10 protein-coding genes are annotated in these 14706 nt (G+C 65.9%); 8 read left to right on the top strand and 2 right to left on the bottom strand.

Features of this window, described 5'->3' with window-relative positions:
• Positions 1 to 160: 160 nt before the first annotated feature.
• Complete coding sequence (locus LQG66_RS11615) at positions 161 to 373, bottom strand: hypothetical protein (RefSeq protein WP_231326359.1); 213 nt, start codon at positions 371 to 373, stop codon at positions 161 to 163.
• A 24-nt stretch (positions 374 to 397) separates the two neighbouring features.
• On the bottom strand, positions 398 to 1060 hold the full coding sequence (otnC, locus tag LQG66_RS11610) for a 3-oxo-tetronate 4-phosphate decarboxylase (RefSeq protein WP_231326358.1): 663 nt from the start codon (positions 1058 to 1060) through the stop codon (positions 398 to 400).
• A gap of 33 nt (positions 1061 to 1093) precedes the next feature.
• On the opposite strand from otnC, the gene ltnD reads away from it, so the two are divergent.
• The 8 genes from ltnD (at position 1094) to LQG66_RS11570 (ending at position 14565) form a co-directional block, all read left to right on the top strand.
• Positions 1094 to 2104 carry an L-threonate dehydrogenase gene (ltnD, locus tag LQG66_RS11605; protein ID WP_345778942.1) on the top strand — a complete coding sequence of 337 codons (1011 nt, stop codon included), beginning with the start codon at positions 1094 to 1096 and terminating at the stop codon, positions 2102 to 2104.
• A gap of 21 nt (positions 2105 to 2125) precedes the next feature.
• On the top strand, positions 2126 to 2908 hold the full coding sequence (gene otnI / locus LQG66_RS11600; RefSeq protein WP_231326356.1) for a 2-oxo-tetronate isomerase: 783 nt from the start codon (positions 2126 to 2128) through the stop codon (positions 2906 to 2908).
• Positions 2905 to 4182, top strand: a complete 1278-nt coding sequence (gene otnK, locus LQG66_RS11595; protein ID WP_231326355.1) for a 3-oxo-tetronate kinase — start codon at positions 2905 to 2907, stop codon at positions 4180 to 4182. The genes otnI and otnK overlap by 4 nt, the downstream gene beginning before the upstream one ends.
• A 185-nt stretch (positions 4183 to 4367) precedes the next feature.
• A complete protein-coding gene (locus tag LQG66_RS11590) occupies positions 4368 to 6059 on the top strand; it encodes a methyl-accepting chemotaxis protein (protein WP_231326354.1) in 1692 nt (563 codons plus the stop codon).
• Positions 6060 to 6270: 211 nt separating this feature from the next.
• Positions 6271 to 8298, top strand: coding sequence for a methyl-accepting chemotaxis protein (locus tag LQG66_RS11585; RefSeq protein WP_231326353.1), 2028 nt, complete (start codon positions 6271 to 6273; stop codon positions 8296 to 8298).
• Positions 8299 to 8638: 340 nt separating this feature from the next.
• Positions 8639 to 10330 carry a methyl-accepting chemotaxis protein gene (locus tag LQG66_RS11580; protein WP_231326352.1) on the top strand — a complete coding sequence of 564 codons (1692 nt, stop codon included), beginning with the start codon at positions 8639 to 8641 and terminating at the stop codon, positions 10328 to 10330.
• Positions 10331 to 10623: 293 nt separating this feature from the next.
• Entirely contained in the window at positions 10624 to 12642 is a 2019-nt protein-coding gene (locus LQG66_RS11575) for a methyl-accepting chemotaxis protein (RefSeq protein ID WP_231326351.1), read from the top strand.
• A 216-nt stretch (positions 12643 to 12858) separates the two neighbouring features.
• Positions 12859 to 14565 carry a methyl-accepting chemotaxis protein gene (locus LQG66_RS11570; protein ID WP_231326350.1) on the top strand — a complete coding sequence of 569 codons (1707 nt, stop codon included), beginning with the start codon at positions 12859 to 12861 and terminating at the stop codon, positions 14563 to 14565.
• Positions 14566 to 14706 lie beyond the last annotated feature (141 nt).

Here is a 14706-nt window from a genome sequence, read left to right as displayed (position 1 = left end):
CGGCGTTGCGGGTGCGCCGCCCATCGTTCGATCGCTCCCTGATTGCTGTCGCGGCCGAGCCTTGCCTCAATATTAGGCATTGTTGCCATCCGGAGGCAAGCCGGGTCGGTGAGCGACGAGGCGGCGCGGGCCACCGCGCGAAGCCCGGCTTGGCAAGGCGCTAGACGCGTCGTGCTCGCGACCCCGCCTGTGAGGCCGCCATCAGCATGCGCTCGGCGATGCCGCGCAGTTCGGCGACCCCGATCGGATCGGATGCCGCGAAGGCTTCATAGGAATCCGTCGCGATCGGAAACCAGCGATAGAAGCAGGCCTCCTCGAACAGAACCCTGACGGCGGCCTCGATCTCGGCGGGCGATGGTGCGAGGTATTGCATGCGCATCCATCCGGGCCGGTTGGATCAGTGATGATCGCTGTGATCGGGCAGGCTGAGGCCGAACACTTTGACCAAATCGTCTACCTGCTGCGGCGACAGATGGCGCGGGTTGAGCCCGCGCAGCAGCAGATAGAGTTTTGCGGTCTCCTCGAGCTCCTCCATCGCGAACACGGCCGCCTCCAACGTATCGCCGGACACGACGGGGCCGTGATTGGCGAGCAGCACCGAGGCGTATTTCCCGGCCAGGCCCTTGATGGCGTCGGCCACGGCCGGATCGCCCGGGCGATGATAAGGCACCAGCGCGGTCTGGCCGCAGCGCATCAAATAATAAGGCGTCAGCGGCGGCAGCGCCATCAGCGGATCGATCTCCGGCAGCATCGAGATCGCAACCGAGTGGGTCGAATGCAGATGCACCACGGCACGCGCGGCATCGCGGGTCTGGTACAGCGCCGTGTGCAGCGGCACCTCCTTGGTCGGCGCGTCGCCGGAGATCAGCTGTCCCGCTGCGTCGAGCCGTGACAAGCTGTCAGGATCGAGGAAGCCGAGCGAGGCATTGGTCGGCGTCACCAGCCAGCCGCCATCATCGAGCCGCACGCTGATGTTGCCGGAGGAGCCCGGCGTCAGCCCGCGCTCGAACAGGGAGCGGCCGAACCGGCAGATGGCCTCGCGAATCGCAGTGTCCGCCATGGGTCTTTCCTCGCACGTCGCTCTCTTGCCGCTTTGTCTCACGCTTTGGCAACGCGGCCAAGCCGTGATACCCAGGCTGTAGTCCGGGCCAACCGGACGTCGCCAGGAAACGCTTCAGGGATTTGCCGCATGCCGTCGCCATCGCAATTGAAAGTCGCCGTGATCGGGCTCGGCTCGATGGGATTTGGCATGGCGACGTCGCTGAAGCGCGCGGGCTTCGAGGTGACCGGATGCGACGTGTCGGCGGACGCGGTGGCGCGTTTCATCGCCGATGGCGGCAAGGGTGCGAACAGCCCCGCCGAAGCGGCTCAAGGCGTCGATATCGTCGTCAGCGTGGTCGTCAATGCGGCGCAGACGGAAGCCATTCTGTTTGGCCCCGGCGGCGTCGCCGAAACCATGCCGAAGGAGGCCGTCTTCATCTCCTCGGCAACCATGGACCCGGACGTCGCGCGGCGCCTTGCCAAGCAGCTCGAGGCGACCGGCCGGCATTATCTCGACGCGCCGATCTCCGGCGGTGCGCAGCGCGCCGCGCAGGGCGAACTGACCATCCTGGCCTCGGGCAGCGCGGCCGCCTTCGCCAAGGCGCGTCCGGCGCTCGATGCGATGGCCGCCAAGCTTTACGAACTCGGCGATGCCGCGGGCCAGGGCGCCGCGTTCAAGATGATCAACCAGCTGCTCGCCGGCGTGCATATCGCAGCCGCCAGCGAGGCTATCGCCTTCGCCGCCAAGCAGGGCCTCGACATCCGCAAGGTCTACGAGGTCATCACCGCCTCGGCCGGCAATTCCTGGATGTTCGAGAACCGCATGCCGCACGTGCTCGACGGCGACTACACGCCGCGCAGCGCGGTCGAGATCTTCGTCAAGGATCTCGGCATCATCCAGGACATGGCGCGTAGTCACCGCTTCCCGGTGCCGGTCTCCGCCGCAGCGCTGCAGATGTTCCTGATGACCTCGGCCGCCGGCATGGGACGCGACGACGACGCCTCGGTGGCGCGGATGTATGCGCAGGTCACCGGCACGACGCTGCCGGGCTCATCCAAATAACTGCAGCACGAGTGTTTCAGCATGCCCCGCTTCGCCGCCAATCTCTCGATGATGTTCACCGAGCATCCGTTCCTCGATCGCTTCGATGCTGCCGCCACGGCCGGCTTCACCGCTGTGGAATTCCTGTTTCCCTACGATCATCCGGCCGAGGAGGTCGGCAAGCGGCTGCGTGACAACGGCCTGACGCAGGCGCTGTTCAACCTGCCGCCCGGCAATTGGGATGCCGGCGAGAAAGGCTTTGCGGCGTTGCCGGAGCGGTTCGACGATCTCAGAGCGAGCCTGGAGACGGCGCTGCCTTATGCCAAGACGACCGGGGTGAAGCGGCTGCACATGATGGCTGGCATCGCCGATCGCGGTGATGCGAAGGCGGTGGAGGCGTACTACAAGTCGGTGGCCTGGGTCGCGGAGTTCTTCGCGCCACACGGCCTCGACGTCGTGATCGAGCCGATCAATGCGCGCAACGTGCCGGGGTACTTTCTCAACGATTTCGGCTTCGCCCGCGATCTCATCCGTGAGCTCAGAATCCCGAACCTGAAGCTGCAGTTCGACATCTATCACTGCCAGATTATCCATGGCGACGTCACCATGCGGCTGCGCGAGATGATCGACATCACGGGCCACGTCCAGATCGCCAGCATTCCCTCGCGCAACGAGCCTGACAGCGAGGAGCTGAACTATCCGTTCCTGTTCGCCGAGCTCGACCGGCTCGGCTATGCCGGCTTCGTCGGCTGCGAATACAATCCGCGCGGCCGCACCGAGGACGGGCTCGGCTGGTTCGCAGCCTACAAGGGAGTGAAGCCGTGACCTTGAAGCTCGGCTGCATCGCCGACGACTATACCGGCGCTTCCGACCTCGCCAACACCTTGACCCGGGCCGGCCTGCGGACGGTGCAGACCATCGGCGTGCCGGCCGATGACCTCGCGCTGCCCGAGGTCGATGCGGTCGTGGTGTCCTTGAAGAGCCGCTCGATCGAGGCTTCGGTCGCGGTGGCCCGTTCGCGGGAGGCCGACAAATGGCTGCGCGGACGCGGGGCGGATCACGTGCTGTTCAAGATCTGCTCGACGTTCGATTCCACCGATGCCGGCAATATCGGTCCGGTGATGGACGCGCTGGCCGGCGATGCCGGTGACGGCATCGTGCTGGTGACGCCTGCGTTTCCTGAGACCAGGCGGACCGTGTATCAGGGCAACCTGTTCGTCGGGCATGTGCCGCTCAATGAGAGTCCGCTGAAGGATCATCCGCTCAACCCGATGCACGATGCCAATCTGGTGCGCGTGCTGGCGCGCCAGAGCCGCAGACGGATCGGCCTGGTCGATCTGGCAACCGTCGTGCATGGGCCGGAGGCGGTCGGCCACCGGCTCGCTGAGCTCGCAGGGCAGGGCATCGGGGCTGCGATCGTGGACGCCGTGTTCGATGCTGACCTGAGCGCCATCGGTGCGGCGGCCTTGAAGAGCCGCGTCTCGGTCGGGGCGTCCGGGATCGGGCTCGGCCTGGCGCGGGCGCTGGTCGCGGCCGGGCACGTGCACTCCCACAGCCTTGCCCATCACGCCGATGCGCCGGTTGGCGGCATGGCCGCCTGCCTCGCCGGCAGCTGCTCGCAGGCGACGTTACAGCAGATCGCGCAGGCCGAGCGCATCATGCCGGTGCTGCGCCTCGATGCTGAGCGCCTGGTCGCAGGCGCGGGGGAGACCGAGCGGGCGCTGGCCTGGGCGGTCGAGCGCCTCGGCCGAGGCCCGGTGCTGATCGCCTCCAGCGCGGGGCCCGATCAGGTCGGCGCGGTGCAGGCCAAGCATGGCCGCGAGGCGGCGGGCCACGCCATCGAGCAGGCGATGGCCGATCTCGCCGATGGCTTGGTCCGGACCGGCGTCAGGCGGCTGATCGTCGCCGGCGGCGAGACCTCGGGGGCCGTCGTCGACCGGCTGAACATCCCGGGCTTCCAGGTCGGGCGCGAGATCGCGGCCGGCGTGCCGGTGCTGCGCGCGATCGGCGCGGAGACAGGCGACATGCTGCTGGCGCTGAAGTCCGGCAATTTCGGCGGGCCGCAGTTTTTCGCCGACGCACTCGGATTGATGCAGTAGCGGAGAGCCTGGCTTAATTTGTTTTAAATCGTTTTCGTCTTCCGTAGTTCTACGGGACGATTCTCGATTCAGTCTTCATCACTTCGTTTCGAAACGTCTCCTCACAACATCCGGCATCGGGCCGGACGGTCCGTTGGATCATGGGCGCTGTCGCGCTCGATGGTCAGAGCTGAGAGACGTTGGTCATGCTTGCCCATTATTCGATTCGCGCCAAGATCATCGCGGTCGCCGCCTTCCTGCTCGTCGCCATCACCGGAATGGGGTGGCTCGCGATCGCCAATATGCGGGCGATCAACGCCAATACCGTGGACATCGCGACGAGTTGGCTGCCGAGCGTGCGCGTGCTGGGCGAGTTGCAAGAGCGCGTCGTGATGAACCGCAACATCGTGCGTGCGCATCTGCTTGCGGAGACACTGGAGGACAAGCTCAAGGTGGAACTGGCGCTGAACGCCAATTTCGAAACCGTCGCCAAGACTGTTCAGGCCTATCAGCCGCTGATCACCTCAGCCGAGGAACGCGCGATCTACGACAACTGGTCCGGAATCTGGAACCAGTACAAACGCGATGTCGCAGACGTGCTGGCGCTCTCGCGCAAGGAAGCCGGACAGTTTCCACGCGAGGCGACCGCCTTGAACTCCAGCAAGGTCAACCGCCTGCTGACCGACGCCGACGCGCTGCTGAAGAAAGACATCGCTCTGAACAATGCCGGGGCCGAGAAGGCCTCGCAGGAGGCTGCCGACAGCTACGCGTCGGCCTTCGTGATGGTCGCGGCAATCCTCGCCGTCACGCTCCTCGCCGGCATCCTGCTGAGCCTCTATCTGATCCGCGACGTGTCGGCCGGCATCGGTTCGATCGTGAAGCCGATGCAGGCGCTGGGCGAGGGTGACCTGTCCGCCGAGGTGCCATACCGCGGCGTAAAGACCGAGATCGGCGCCATGGCCGATGCGCTGCAGCTGTTCAAGGAGGCGCTGATTGCCAAGAAGGACGCGGACGAGGCCACGGCGCGCGATGCCGAAGCCAAGATCGCGCGTGGCCGGCGCGTGGACGAGATCACGCGCACGTTCGAGGCCGCCATCGGCGAGATCGTCAATACGGTATCGTCGGCGTCCTCCCAGCTCGAGGCCTCGGCCGGTACGCTGACGACCACGGCCAATCGCTCCAAGCAGCTGGCGACCACGGTCGCCTCCGCTTCCGAAGAAGCCACCGCGAACGTCCAATCGGTGGCGTCCGCCACCGAGCAGATGGCCTCGTCGGTCTCCGAGATCGGCCGCCAGGTCCAGGAGTCGGCGCGCATGGCCAATGACGCCGTCGGCCAGGCGCGGACCACGACCGGCCGGGTCAGCGAGCTGTCCAAGGCGGCGACACGGATCGGCGACGTGGTCGAACTGATCAACACCATCGCCGGCCAGACCAATCTGCTGGCGCTGAACGCGACCATCGAGGCGGCGCGGGCCGGTGATGCCGGCCGCGGCTTTGCGGTCGTGGCCTCCGAGGTCAAGGCGCTGGCCGAGCAGACCGCCAAGGCGACGGGCGAGATCGGGCTGCAGATTTCCGGCATTCAGGCCGCGACGCTCGAATCGGTCGACGCCATCAAGGACATCTCGACCACCATCGAACGGTTGTCGGAAATCTCCTCGACGATTGCGGCGGCCGTCGAGGAGCAGGGCACGGCGACGCAGGAAATTTCCCGCAACGTGCAGCAGGCCGCGCGCGGCACCCAGCAGGTGTCCACCAACATCACGGATGTCGAGCGCGGCGCCGCCGACACCGGCTCAGCTTCCACGCAGGTCCTTGCGGCGGCACAGGCGCTGTCGGGCGATAGCGGCCGTTTGAGCCAGGAGGTGAGCAGGTTTCTGAGCTCCGTACGCGCGGTCTGATATCGAACGCGTCATCTGCATATTTTGTGAGCTGAAAGGGCCGGGCATCTGCTCGGCCCTTTCTCTTTCGACGCGCAGCTGCGCATTGAAGATGCAGATGTTTTTCGCGTGTATTGCATGATAACTCCCGTAAATTAACGGTCTCTAGGGACCTCACCTCTATACCTCTGGGGCGGACCGTCGCGTGACGCGTCCATCTGTGGGTGGGGCAATGAAACTGAACCGGATCGGCTACAAACTCGGACTTGCTGGCGCCATCGGCGCGACTCTCGCGGTCGGCATGATCGCAAACCAGATGATCGCGGGGAATGCGGTCAACCGGGCCAATGAACAGGCCGAGCGCGCGCGGCTGGTGGTCGAGAGTGTGATGTCGGCGAGCATCAACATGCAGCAGAGCCAGCTTGCGGGCCGTACGGCGCGGCTGGCGCGCGTGCCGGCCGATGCCGAGAAGGCTGCCGCGGATATCCAGCAGTTCTCCACCGCAATGGTCACGGACATCGATGGCGCCCTGGCCAATGTGACGACGACGGAGAATCGCAGCCGGCTGAACCGGCTGAAGGAGCTGATGACGAGCTATGCCTCCGGCGCCGTCGAGCTCGCCCAGGCGCAGAAGGCCGTGCTGCTGCAGATCGACAAGCGCAGCGCGGTCTCCAACGAATGGACCAAGGGGCTGCAGGCCATCCTGAGCTCGCCGGTGCTGCCGAACCTCGCCTTCCGCGAGCGCGTCGAGCGGCAGCTTCATGCCGCCGATGCCAAGCTGAACTCCATGCGCTCGCAGGCCTGGCGCTTCGGCGTGACCGGCGATGCCGCCGCGATCACCTTGCTGAAGCAGACCGTGCCGATGCTGAAGAGTTCGCTGACCGATGCGCGCATGCTCGCCGATGACCGCGACACACAGGCCGCAATCACCAGGCTGAGCGGCATCGCCACCGATTTCGTCGCCGCCAACGATGAGGTCGTCAAGATCGAAGCCACCAAGGAGGAGCTGCTGCGCGACCGGACGCTCAAATATCTCGACGAAGCCGGCGAGTTGATGAACGCCTCCATTCGCGACGCCCGCGCACGCAACGCAACCGCCAGATTCGACGCCAACGAGGTGGCAGCGCAGGCGAGCCGCATCATGCTCATCGTCGGACTGGCCGTTCTTGCTTCGGTGATCAGCTCGGTCGTGTTCTCGTTCTTCGGCATCGCGCGTCCCTTGACGCGGCTCAACGGCGCGCTGGGCGAGATGGCCCGCGGCCGTCTCGACATCGACATCCCCGGTGCGTCGCGCGGCGACGAGATCGGCGATCTGGCCAAGACCGTGACCGTGATCCGGGGCAATGCGGAAGAGAAGGCGCGCGCCGAGGCCGAGGAGAAGAACGCGCAGGATGCGATCGCCGCGCGCCAGCGCAAGGCCGACATGCAGCGGCTGGCCCAGCAGTTCGAAGCGGCGGTCGGCGAGATCGTCGACACCGTGTCGGCCGCATCGAGCCAGCTCGAGCAGTCCGCCACCACGCTGACCCAGGCGGCGACGCGTTCACAGGGGCTGACCACTGCCGTGGCCGCGGCGTCGGAAGAGGCCACCACCAACGTGCAGTCCGTTGCGTCCGCGACGGAGCAGATGGCCTCCTCGGTCAACGAGATCAGCCGCCAGGTCCAGGAATCGGCGCGCATCGCCAACGACGCCGTCGGCCAGGCCCGGACCACGACCGGGCGCGTCAGCGAGCTGTCGAAGGCTGCGACCCGCATCGGCGACGTCGTCGAGCTGATCAACACCATTGCCGGCCAGACCAACCTGCTGGCGCTCAACGCCACCATCGAGGCGGCGCGTGCCGGCGATGCCGGGCGCGGCTTTGCCGTCGTCGCATCGGAGGTCAAGGCGCTGGCGGAGCAGACCGCCAAGGCGACCGGCGAGATCGGCCAGCAGATCTCCAGCATCCAGGTGGCGACGCAAGAGTCGGTCAACGCCATCAAGGACATCTCCTCGACGATCGAGAAGCTGTCGGAGATCTCATCGACCATCGCGGCGGCTGTCGAGGAGCAGGGCGCGGCGACGCAGGAAATCTCCCGCAACGTGCAGCAGGCGGCGCACGGTACGCAGCAGGTCTCGGCCAACATCACGGATGTCGAGCGCGGCGCCGCGGAGACCGGCTCGGCCTCCGCGCAGGTGCTCGCGGCGGCACAGGCGCTTTCCGGTGACAGCAGTCGCCTGAAGGACGAGGTCGCGAGTTTCCTGGGCTCGGTGCGGGCGGCTTGAGGCCGTCCGACACCATCCATCAATGATCTGACTTTAAGGCCGGGGTATCTACCCCGGCCTTTTGCGTGAGACGACGTCGTCGAAGCAGCAGCCGGACAGACCTCGCTCGCCGCAAATTCGTTTGCAGACAGAGCCGCCGCGCAAGCTGTCGCCCGGTGCGTTTCCGGTCCCTAAGCAAACGTGCCTCATCAAAAGGCAGCAAATCCGTAATTGTACGGTGCGCGATTTTAACGCAGTTCCATCGAAGGTTGAGCAAGATGCAAGCTCTGCTTAACCATCAAATCGGCTAGCGCACTCGCCAGTCCTGGCCAAGGGGACGCCGATCCGAGGGAATAATTTCATGTTTGCCAGCATGTCCATTCGCGCGAAGATCATTTCGGTCGTCGCGCTGCTTCTCGTCGCCCTCACCGCCATGGGCCTGCTCGCGGTCGCGAGCATGCGCACGATGAATGCCAACACCGTCGACATCACGACCAACTGGCTGCCGAGCGTGCGCGTCCTCGGTGAACTCCGGGCGGGCACGATCACTTATCGCAACGTGATCCGCGAGCACCTGCTGGCGGAGACGCTCGACGACAAGCTGGCTCAGGAGAAAACGGCGGCGACCACCAACGAGGTCGTCAACAAGGCGGTCAAGCTGTACGAGCCGATGATCTCCTCGGCCGAGGAACGGGCGATCTATCAGGACTGGAAGGGCGTCTGGGGCAAATATCTGGCTGGCACCGAAAAGGTGATGGAGCTGTCGCGCAAGGCGGCCGGTCAGATCCCGCACGACGCTCATGAGCTGAACCAGAATACCGTCAACAAGATCGGGCTGCAGGCCGACGAGTTCCTGAGGAAGGATATCGACCTCAACAACAGCGGTGCCGACAAGGCATCGGCCGATGCGGCTTCGACCTATTCGACGTCCTTTGCCACACTCGGTGTGATCGTGGTCGTCATGCTGATGGTCGGCGCGCTTGTCAGCTACCTCATGGTGCGCAGCGTCTCGCAGGGGATCACGTCGATCGTGGAGCCCATGCAGGCCCTCGGCGAGGGCGATCTCTCCGCCGAGATTCCGCATCGCGGCGAGAAGACCGAGATGGGCGTCATGGCCGGCGCGCTGCAGGTTTTCAAGGATGCGCTGATCGCCAAGAAAGCCGCCGACGAGGCTGCAGCCAAGGACGCCGAGGCGAAGATCGAGCGCGGCCGCCGGGTCGATGCGGTCACGCGGCAGTTCGAGGCCGTGGTCGGCGACATCGTCAACACGGTCTTTTCGGCGTCGAGCCAGCTGGAAACCTCGGCGGGCACTCTGACCTCGACGGCGGACCGATCGCAGCGGCTCGCCACGACCGTGGCTGCGGCGTCGGAGGAGGCCTCGACCAACGTGCAGTCGGTGGCCTCTGCCACCGAGGAGCTGTCCTCGTCGGTCACCGAGATCAGCCGTCAGGTGCAGGAGTCGGCGCGGATGGCCAGCGAGGCCGTCACGCAGGCGCGCACCACCAACGATCAGGTCGGCGAGCTGTCGAAGGCGGCGGCCCGCATCGGCGACGTCGTCGAGCTCATCAATACGATTGCCGGCCAGACCAATCTGCTGGCGCTCAACGCGACCATCGAGGCGGCGCGTGCGGGCGAGGCGGGCAAGGGCTTCGCCGTCGTCGCCACCGAAGTGAAGGCGCTGGCCGAACAGACCTCGAAGGCGACCGGCGAGATCGGCCAGCAGATCTCCGGCATCCAGGCGGCGACGCAGGAATCGGTGACTGCGATCCGGACCATCTCGGGCACCATCGAACGGCTGTCGGAGATCGCCTCGGCGATCGCGGCCGCGGTCGAGGAGCAGGGCGCGGCGACGCAGGAGATCGCGCGCAACGTCCAGCAGGCCGCAGCCGGCACCCAGCAGGTCTCGGCCAACATCGCCGACGTGCAGCGCGGCGCCAGCGAGACCGGATCGGCGTCGTCTCTGGTCCTGACGGCCGCAAAATCATTGTCGACCGACAGCGACCGCCTGAAGACCGAGGTCAGCCGTTTCCTCGAGACCGTTCGCGCGGCCTAGCGCCGCACGGTTTCGAACCGATCGAGCACATCAAGCCGCGGGCCGCAGGGCCCGCGGTTTTTTTGTCGGTTTCTTCGACGTCATGTGGATTGCATATCGGCAGGCTGCGCGCCGCCCCGGCAGGACTCCGTCGACGCTGGCTGTGCTGCAGCAACCCGAGTTCCGTACTCCTACGGATTTGATGGTTAAGCCTTCCTAGAAGTCTGAATTCCAAATTGGTTCCATTCAGGAACAATATTCAGAACGCGGAAACTGGTGCAGAGCCGCACCCGATCCAGAAGGCAGACCACCATATGATCAAGCTCAACCGCATCGGCTACAAGATGGGGGCTGCCGGCCTCGCGGGCATTCTGCTGTCGCTCGGCATGTTGCTGAATCAGCAGTCGTCGCAGCGCGCGATCGAGGTCGCGGCGAAGGCGGCCGACATCGAGACCGTGATTCGCAAGGACGTGCTGATGACGGAGTCCGATCTGCGCAACCTGCAGCTCGCGAACCGTGGCGTTCGCCTTGCGAAGACGGCAGCCGAGGTCGACGGCTACCTCGAGGAGGAGCGGCAGGCACTGGCCAAGATCGGTCGCAATCTGGATGCGGCGGCGGCCCTGGCCGCGCGTGCAGAGAACAAGGATCGGCTGGTCAAGATCAAGACGGTGGTGGCGGACTACATGCACGCGGCCGAGGAGTCCGCGCGGCTGCAGAAGCAGGTGCTGGCGCTGCAGGAAGGTCGCAACGTGTTTTCGAGCGACTGGCGCAAGCTGGTCGATGCCTTGCTCGCCTCTTCCGCCGTCAAGACCTCGGCAGAATCCGAGAAGCATCTCTACGCCGCTGATTCCGCGATGACGGCGGTGCGCGCCGCTGCATGGCGCTTTGCTGCCACCAGCGAGCCCGGCCTCAAGGACGAGATCGCCAGGCGCAGCAAGCTCGCCGGCGACGAACTCGCCGCGGCCGTGGAAAAGCTGCCGCCAGCGAGCCATCCCGACATCGAGCGGCTGCGCAGTCTTCTGAAGAGCTACGGCGACTCGGTGGCGCAGACGGTCGCCGCGGAGGAAAGCAAGACCAAGGTTGTCACCGAGAAGGCCCGACCCGCCGCAGCCGAGGCGACCAGACTGATGGCTGAGACGGTCGCCGCTGCCGAAACGCTCGCTGCGGAGGCCAAGCAGATGGTCGACAGCGAGCTCAGCAGCGCAGGACGGATCGGTCTTACCTTGTCGGGCGTGATGCTGCTCGTGCTCGGAGCCTCCGTTGCCTTCGGCTTCGTGGGCGTGGCACGACCGATCACCCGTCTGGATGGCGCGCTCGGCCGCATGGCGTCCGGTGATATCGACATCAGGATCCCCGGTGCGAGCCGTGGCGACGAGATTGGCGACATGGCCAAGAACGTCGTGATCATCCGCGAGAATGCCGAAGCGAAGGCGCGCCAGGAGGCGGAGGCGAAGGCCCACGCCGACAAGCTCGCTGCCGACCAGCGCAAGCGCGAGATGCAGCAATTGGCAAACTCCTTCGAGGCCTCGGTCGGTCAGATCATCGGCACGGTGTCGTCGGCGTCGGACGAGCTCGAAGCGTCCGCCAAGACCCTGACCTCGACCGCCGAGCGCTCGCAGCAGCTCGCCGTCACGGTCGCCTCGGCTTCCGAGGAAGCGTCCACCAACGTGCAGTCGGTGGCGTCGGCCACCGAGGAGCTGTCGTCGTCGGTCACCGAGATCAGCCGACAGGTGCAGGAATCCGCGCGCATGGCGAGCGAGGCCGTCACGCAGGCGCGCACCACCAACGATCAGGTCGGCGAGCTGTCGAAGGCAGCCGCCCGCATCGGCGACGTCGTCGAGCTGATCAATACCATCGCCGGACAGACCAATCTTCTCGCGCTCAACGCCACCATCGAGGCGGCGCGCGCGGGTGAGGCCGGCCGCGGCTTTGCGGTCGTTGCGACCGAGGTGAAGGCGCTGGCCGAGCAGACCTCGAAGGCGACCGGCGAGATCGGCCAGCAGATCGCCGGCATCCAGGCCGCCACGCAGGAGTCGGTCAACGCCATCCGGGCGATCTCTGGCACGATCGAGAGGCTGTCGGAGATCTCCTCGGCCATCGCGGCCGCGGTGGAGGAGCAGGGCGCGGCGACGCAGGAGATCTCCCGCAACGTGCAGCAGGCCGCGGCGGGCACCCAGCAGGTCTCCTCCAACATCACCGAGGTCCAGCGCGGCGCCAGCGAGACCGGCTCGGCGTCGTCCCAGGTGTTCTCGGCGGCGCAGATGCTGTCGGGCGACAGCAGCCGGCTGAAGACCGAAGTATCGCGTTTCCTGGAGACGGTGCGCGCAGCCTAGCACGTCTCGCAACAAGGCCTCGGGGCGCGCGAGCCAGCAGGGCCGCGCGCCCTCCGCGTTTGTCCGGTCCGGTAAGTTACGGCGCCGAAAATTAACAACTTCTGCGCGTCCCGATATCAATTTGATGGCGATTCATCGCTAATCCGCTGGACAGACGCCCTTACACGAGCCGCCATGGCTTCGTCGGCTCCCCTCCGGCAATCGACGAGGCCATCGATGTCGCTGCTGTCCCGCTTTCGCGTGCTTACCAAAATCCTCGCAATCGTCCTGCTGATGGCGGCGGTGGCCGCCACGATCAGCTGGTTCGCAATCGGCGCCCTGGAGACGGTTGCCGAAGGTGCGGTCCTCATGAAGTCCGCAGCCAACCGGGCCCTGCTCGCCGCACGCGCCAATCAGAACGTGATCGCGCTGAACCGCGCCGAATTCCGCGCCGCGCTGGACCCGCATTCCGACAACCGCGAGGCGGCTCTGAAGGTAATCGAGGAGCAGCGTAAGCAGTTTGCCGAGCGTCTGGAGGAGGTCGCCAAGACCAAGGACGACCAGGCGCGGGCGATGATCCCTGATGTTCGCGTCCTCTATGATGAGTACGTCAAGGGCATGGAGGAGACGTTCCGCACCATCGCCGCCGCCAAGGACATGCAGATCACCGAGCAGACCGAGAAGATGCGCGACTCGGCGATGAAGAGCCGCGCCAATTCCGAGAAGCTCCAGTTCAAGATCCGGGATGTCGCGGACAGGTTGAACGCACGTGTCGAGAACCTCGCCAAGGCCGCGGAGGAGCAGTACGAACAGACCTCGCGCATGCTGATCATCGTAGCCAGTATCGGCATCGCGCTCGGATTGTCGCTCGGCTTCGTGATCGGTCAGTACGGCATCGCCAGGCCGATGCGGGCACTGGTGGCCGTGCTGCAGCGGATGGCCAAGGGCGAGGAGGTCGCGATCTCCGGCGAAGGCCGCGGCGATGAGATCGGCGATACGGCGCATGCCGTCAATGCCATCAAGCTGATGCTGGCCGAGAAGGCTCAGCAGGAGGCCGAGGCCAAGATCGCGATGGACAAGCTCGTCGCCGAGAAGCGCCGGGCCGAGATGCACAGGATGGCCGATGGCTTCGAATCCGCCGTCGGAGAGATCGTCCACACCGTGTCGTCGGCATCGACCGAGCTCGAAGCCTCGGCGACGACGCTGACGTCCACTGCGAGCCGCTCGCAGACGCTCGCGACCACTGTGGCTGCCGCCTCCGAGGAGGCCTCGACCAACGTGCAATCGGTCGCCTCCGCGACCGAGGAAATGTCCTCATCGGTCTCCGAAATCAGCCGGCAGGTGCAGGAGTCCGCGCGCATGGCCAGCGAAGCGGTCGAACAGGCGCGGCGGACCAATGAGCGGGTCAGCGAATTGTCGAAGGCTGCGACCCGCATCGGCGACGTCGTCGAGCTGATCAACACGATTGCCGGCCAGACCAATCTGCTGGCGCTGAATGCGACCATCGAGGCGGCGCGTGCCGGCGAGGCTGGCCGCGGCTTCGCGGTCGTTGCCTCCGAGGTCAAGGCGCTGGCCGAGCAGACGGCCAAGGCCACCGGCGAGATCGGCCAGCAGATCGGCAGCATCCAGGGTGCGACGCAGGAGTCGGTCGGTGCTATCAGAGAGATCTCCGGCACCATCGAGAAGTTGTCGGAAATCTCCTCGGCCATCGCGGCCGCCGTGGAGGAGCAAGGCGCGGCGACCCAGGAAATCTCGCGCAACATCCAGCAGGCGTCGATCGGCACCCAGCAGGTGTCGTCCAACATCGCCGAGGTGCAGCGCGGCGCCAGTGAGACCGGCTCGGCCTCCTCGCAGGTGCTCTCGGCGGCGCAGATGCTGTCCGGCGACAGCAACCGGCTCAAGCTCGAGGTCGTCCGCTTCCTCGATACGGTGCGCGCGGCCTGACCGCAGCACAGTCTGGATGACATCGGGGCGCGGCCGTCAGGCCGCGCCCCTCTTCATTGTCGTTCTATATATTTTTTGCGGCGGGGCATCCCGCCACTGGTCCGGCTCGCGTCAAGATGCGCATCCAACATGGTTGTATCG

Origin of the sequence: Bradyrhizobium ontarionense, assembly GCF_021088345.1 — a bacterium.
GTDB lineage: Bacteria > Pseudomonadota > Alphaproteobacteria > Rhizobiales > Xanthobacteraceae > Bradyrhizobium > Bradyrhizobium ontarionense.
Note: the sequence above shows the minus strand (reverse complement) of the source record. Positions and strands in the feature narration are given on the sequence as shown.

Coding starts and splice junctions, on each gene's coding strand:
- LQG66_RS11575 (WP_231326351.1), top strand. CDS start 10,624: ATGATCAAGCTCAACCGCATCGGCTACAAGATGGGGGCTGCCGGCCTC.
- LQG66_RS11615 (WP_231326359.1), bottom strand. CDS start 373: ATGCAATACCTCGCACCATCGCCCGCCGAGATCGAGGCCGCCGTCAGG.
- otnI (WP_231326356.1), top strand. CDS start 2,126: ATGCCCCGCTTCGCCGCCAATCTCTCGATGATGTTCACCGAGCATCCG.
- LQG66_RS11580 (WP_231326352.1), top strand. CDS start 8,639: ATGTTTGCCAGCATGTCCATTCGCGCGAAGATCATTTCGGTCGTCGCG.
- otnC (WP_231326358.1), bottom strand. CDS start 1,060: ATGGCGGACACTGCGATTCGCGAGGCCATCTGCCGGTTCGGCCGCTCC.
- LQG66_RS11570 (WP_231326350.1), top strand. CDS start 12,859: ATGTCGCTGCTGTCCCGCTTTCGCGTGCTTACCAAAATCCTCGCAATC.
- LQG66_RS11590 (WP_231326354.1), top strand. CDS start 4,368: ATGCTTGCCCATTATTCGATTCGCGCCAAGATCATCGCGGTCGCCGCC.
- LQG66_RS11585 (WP_231326353.1), top strand. CDS start 6,271: ATGAAACTGAACCGGATCGGCTACAAACTCGGACTTGCTGGCGCCATC.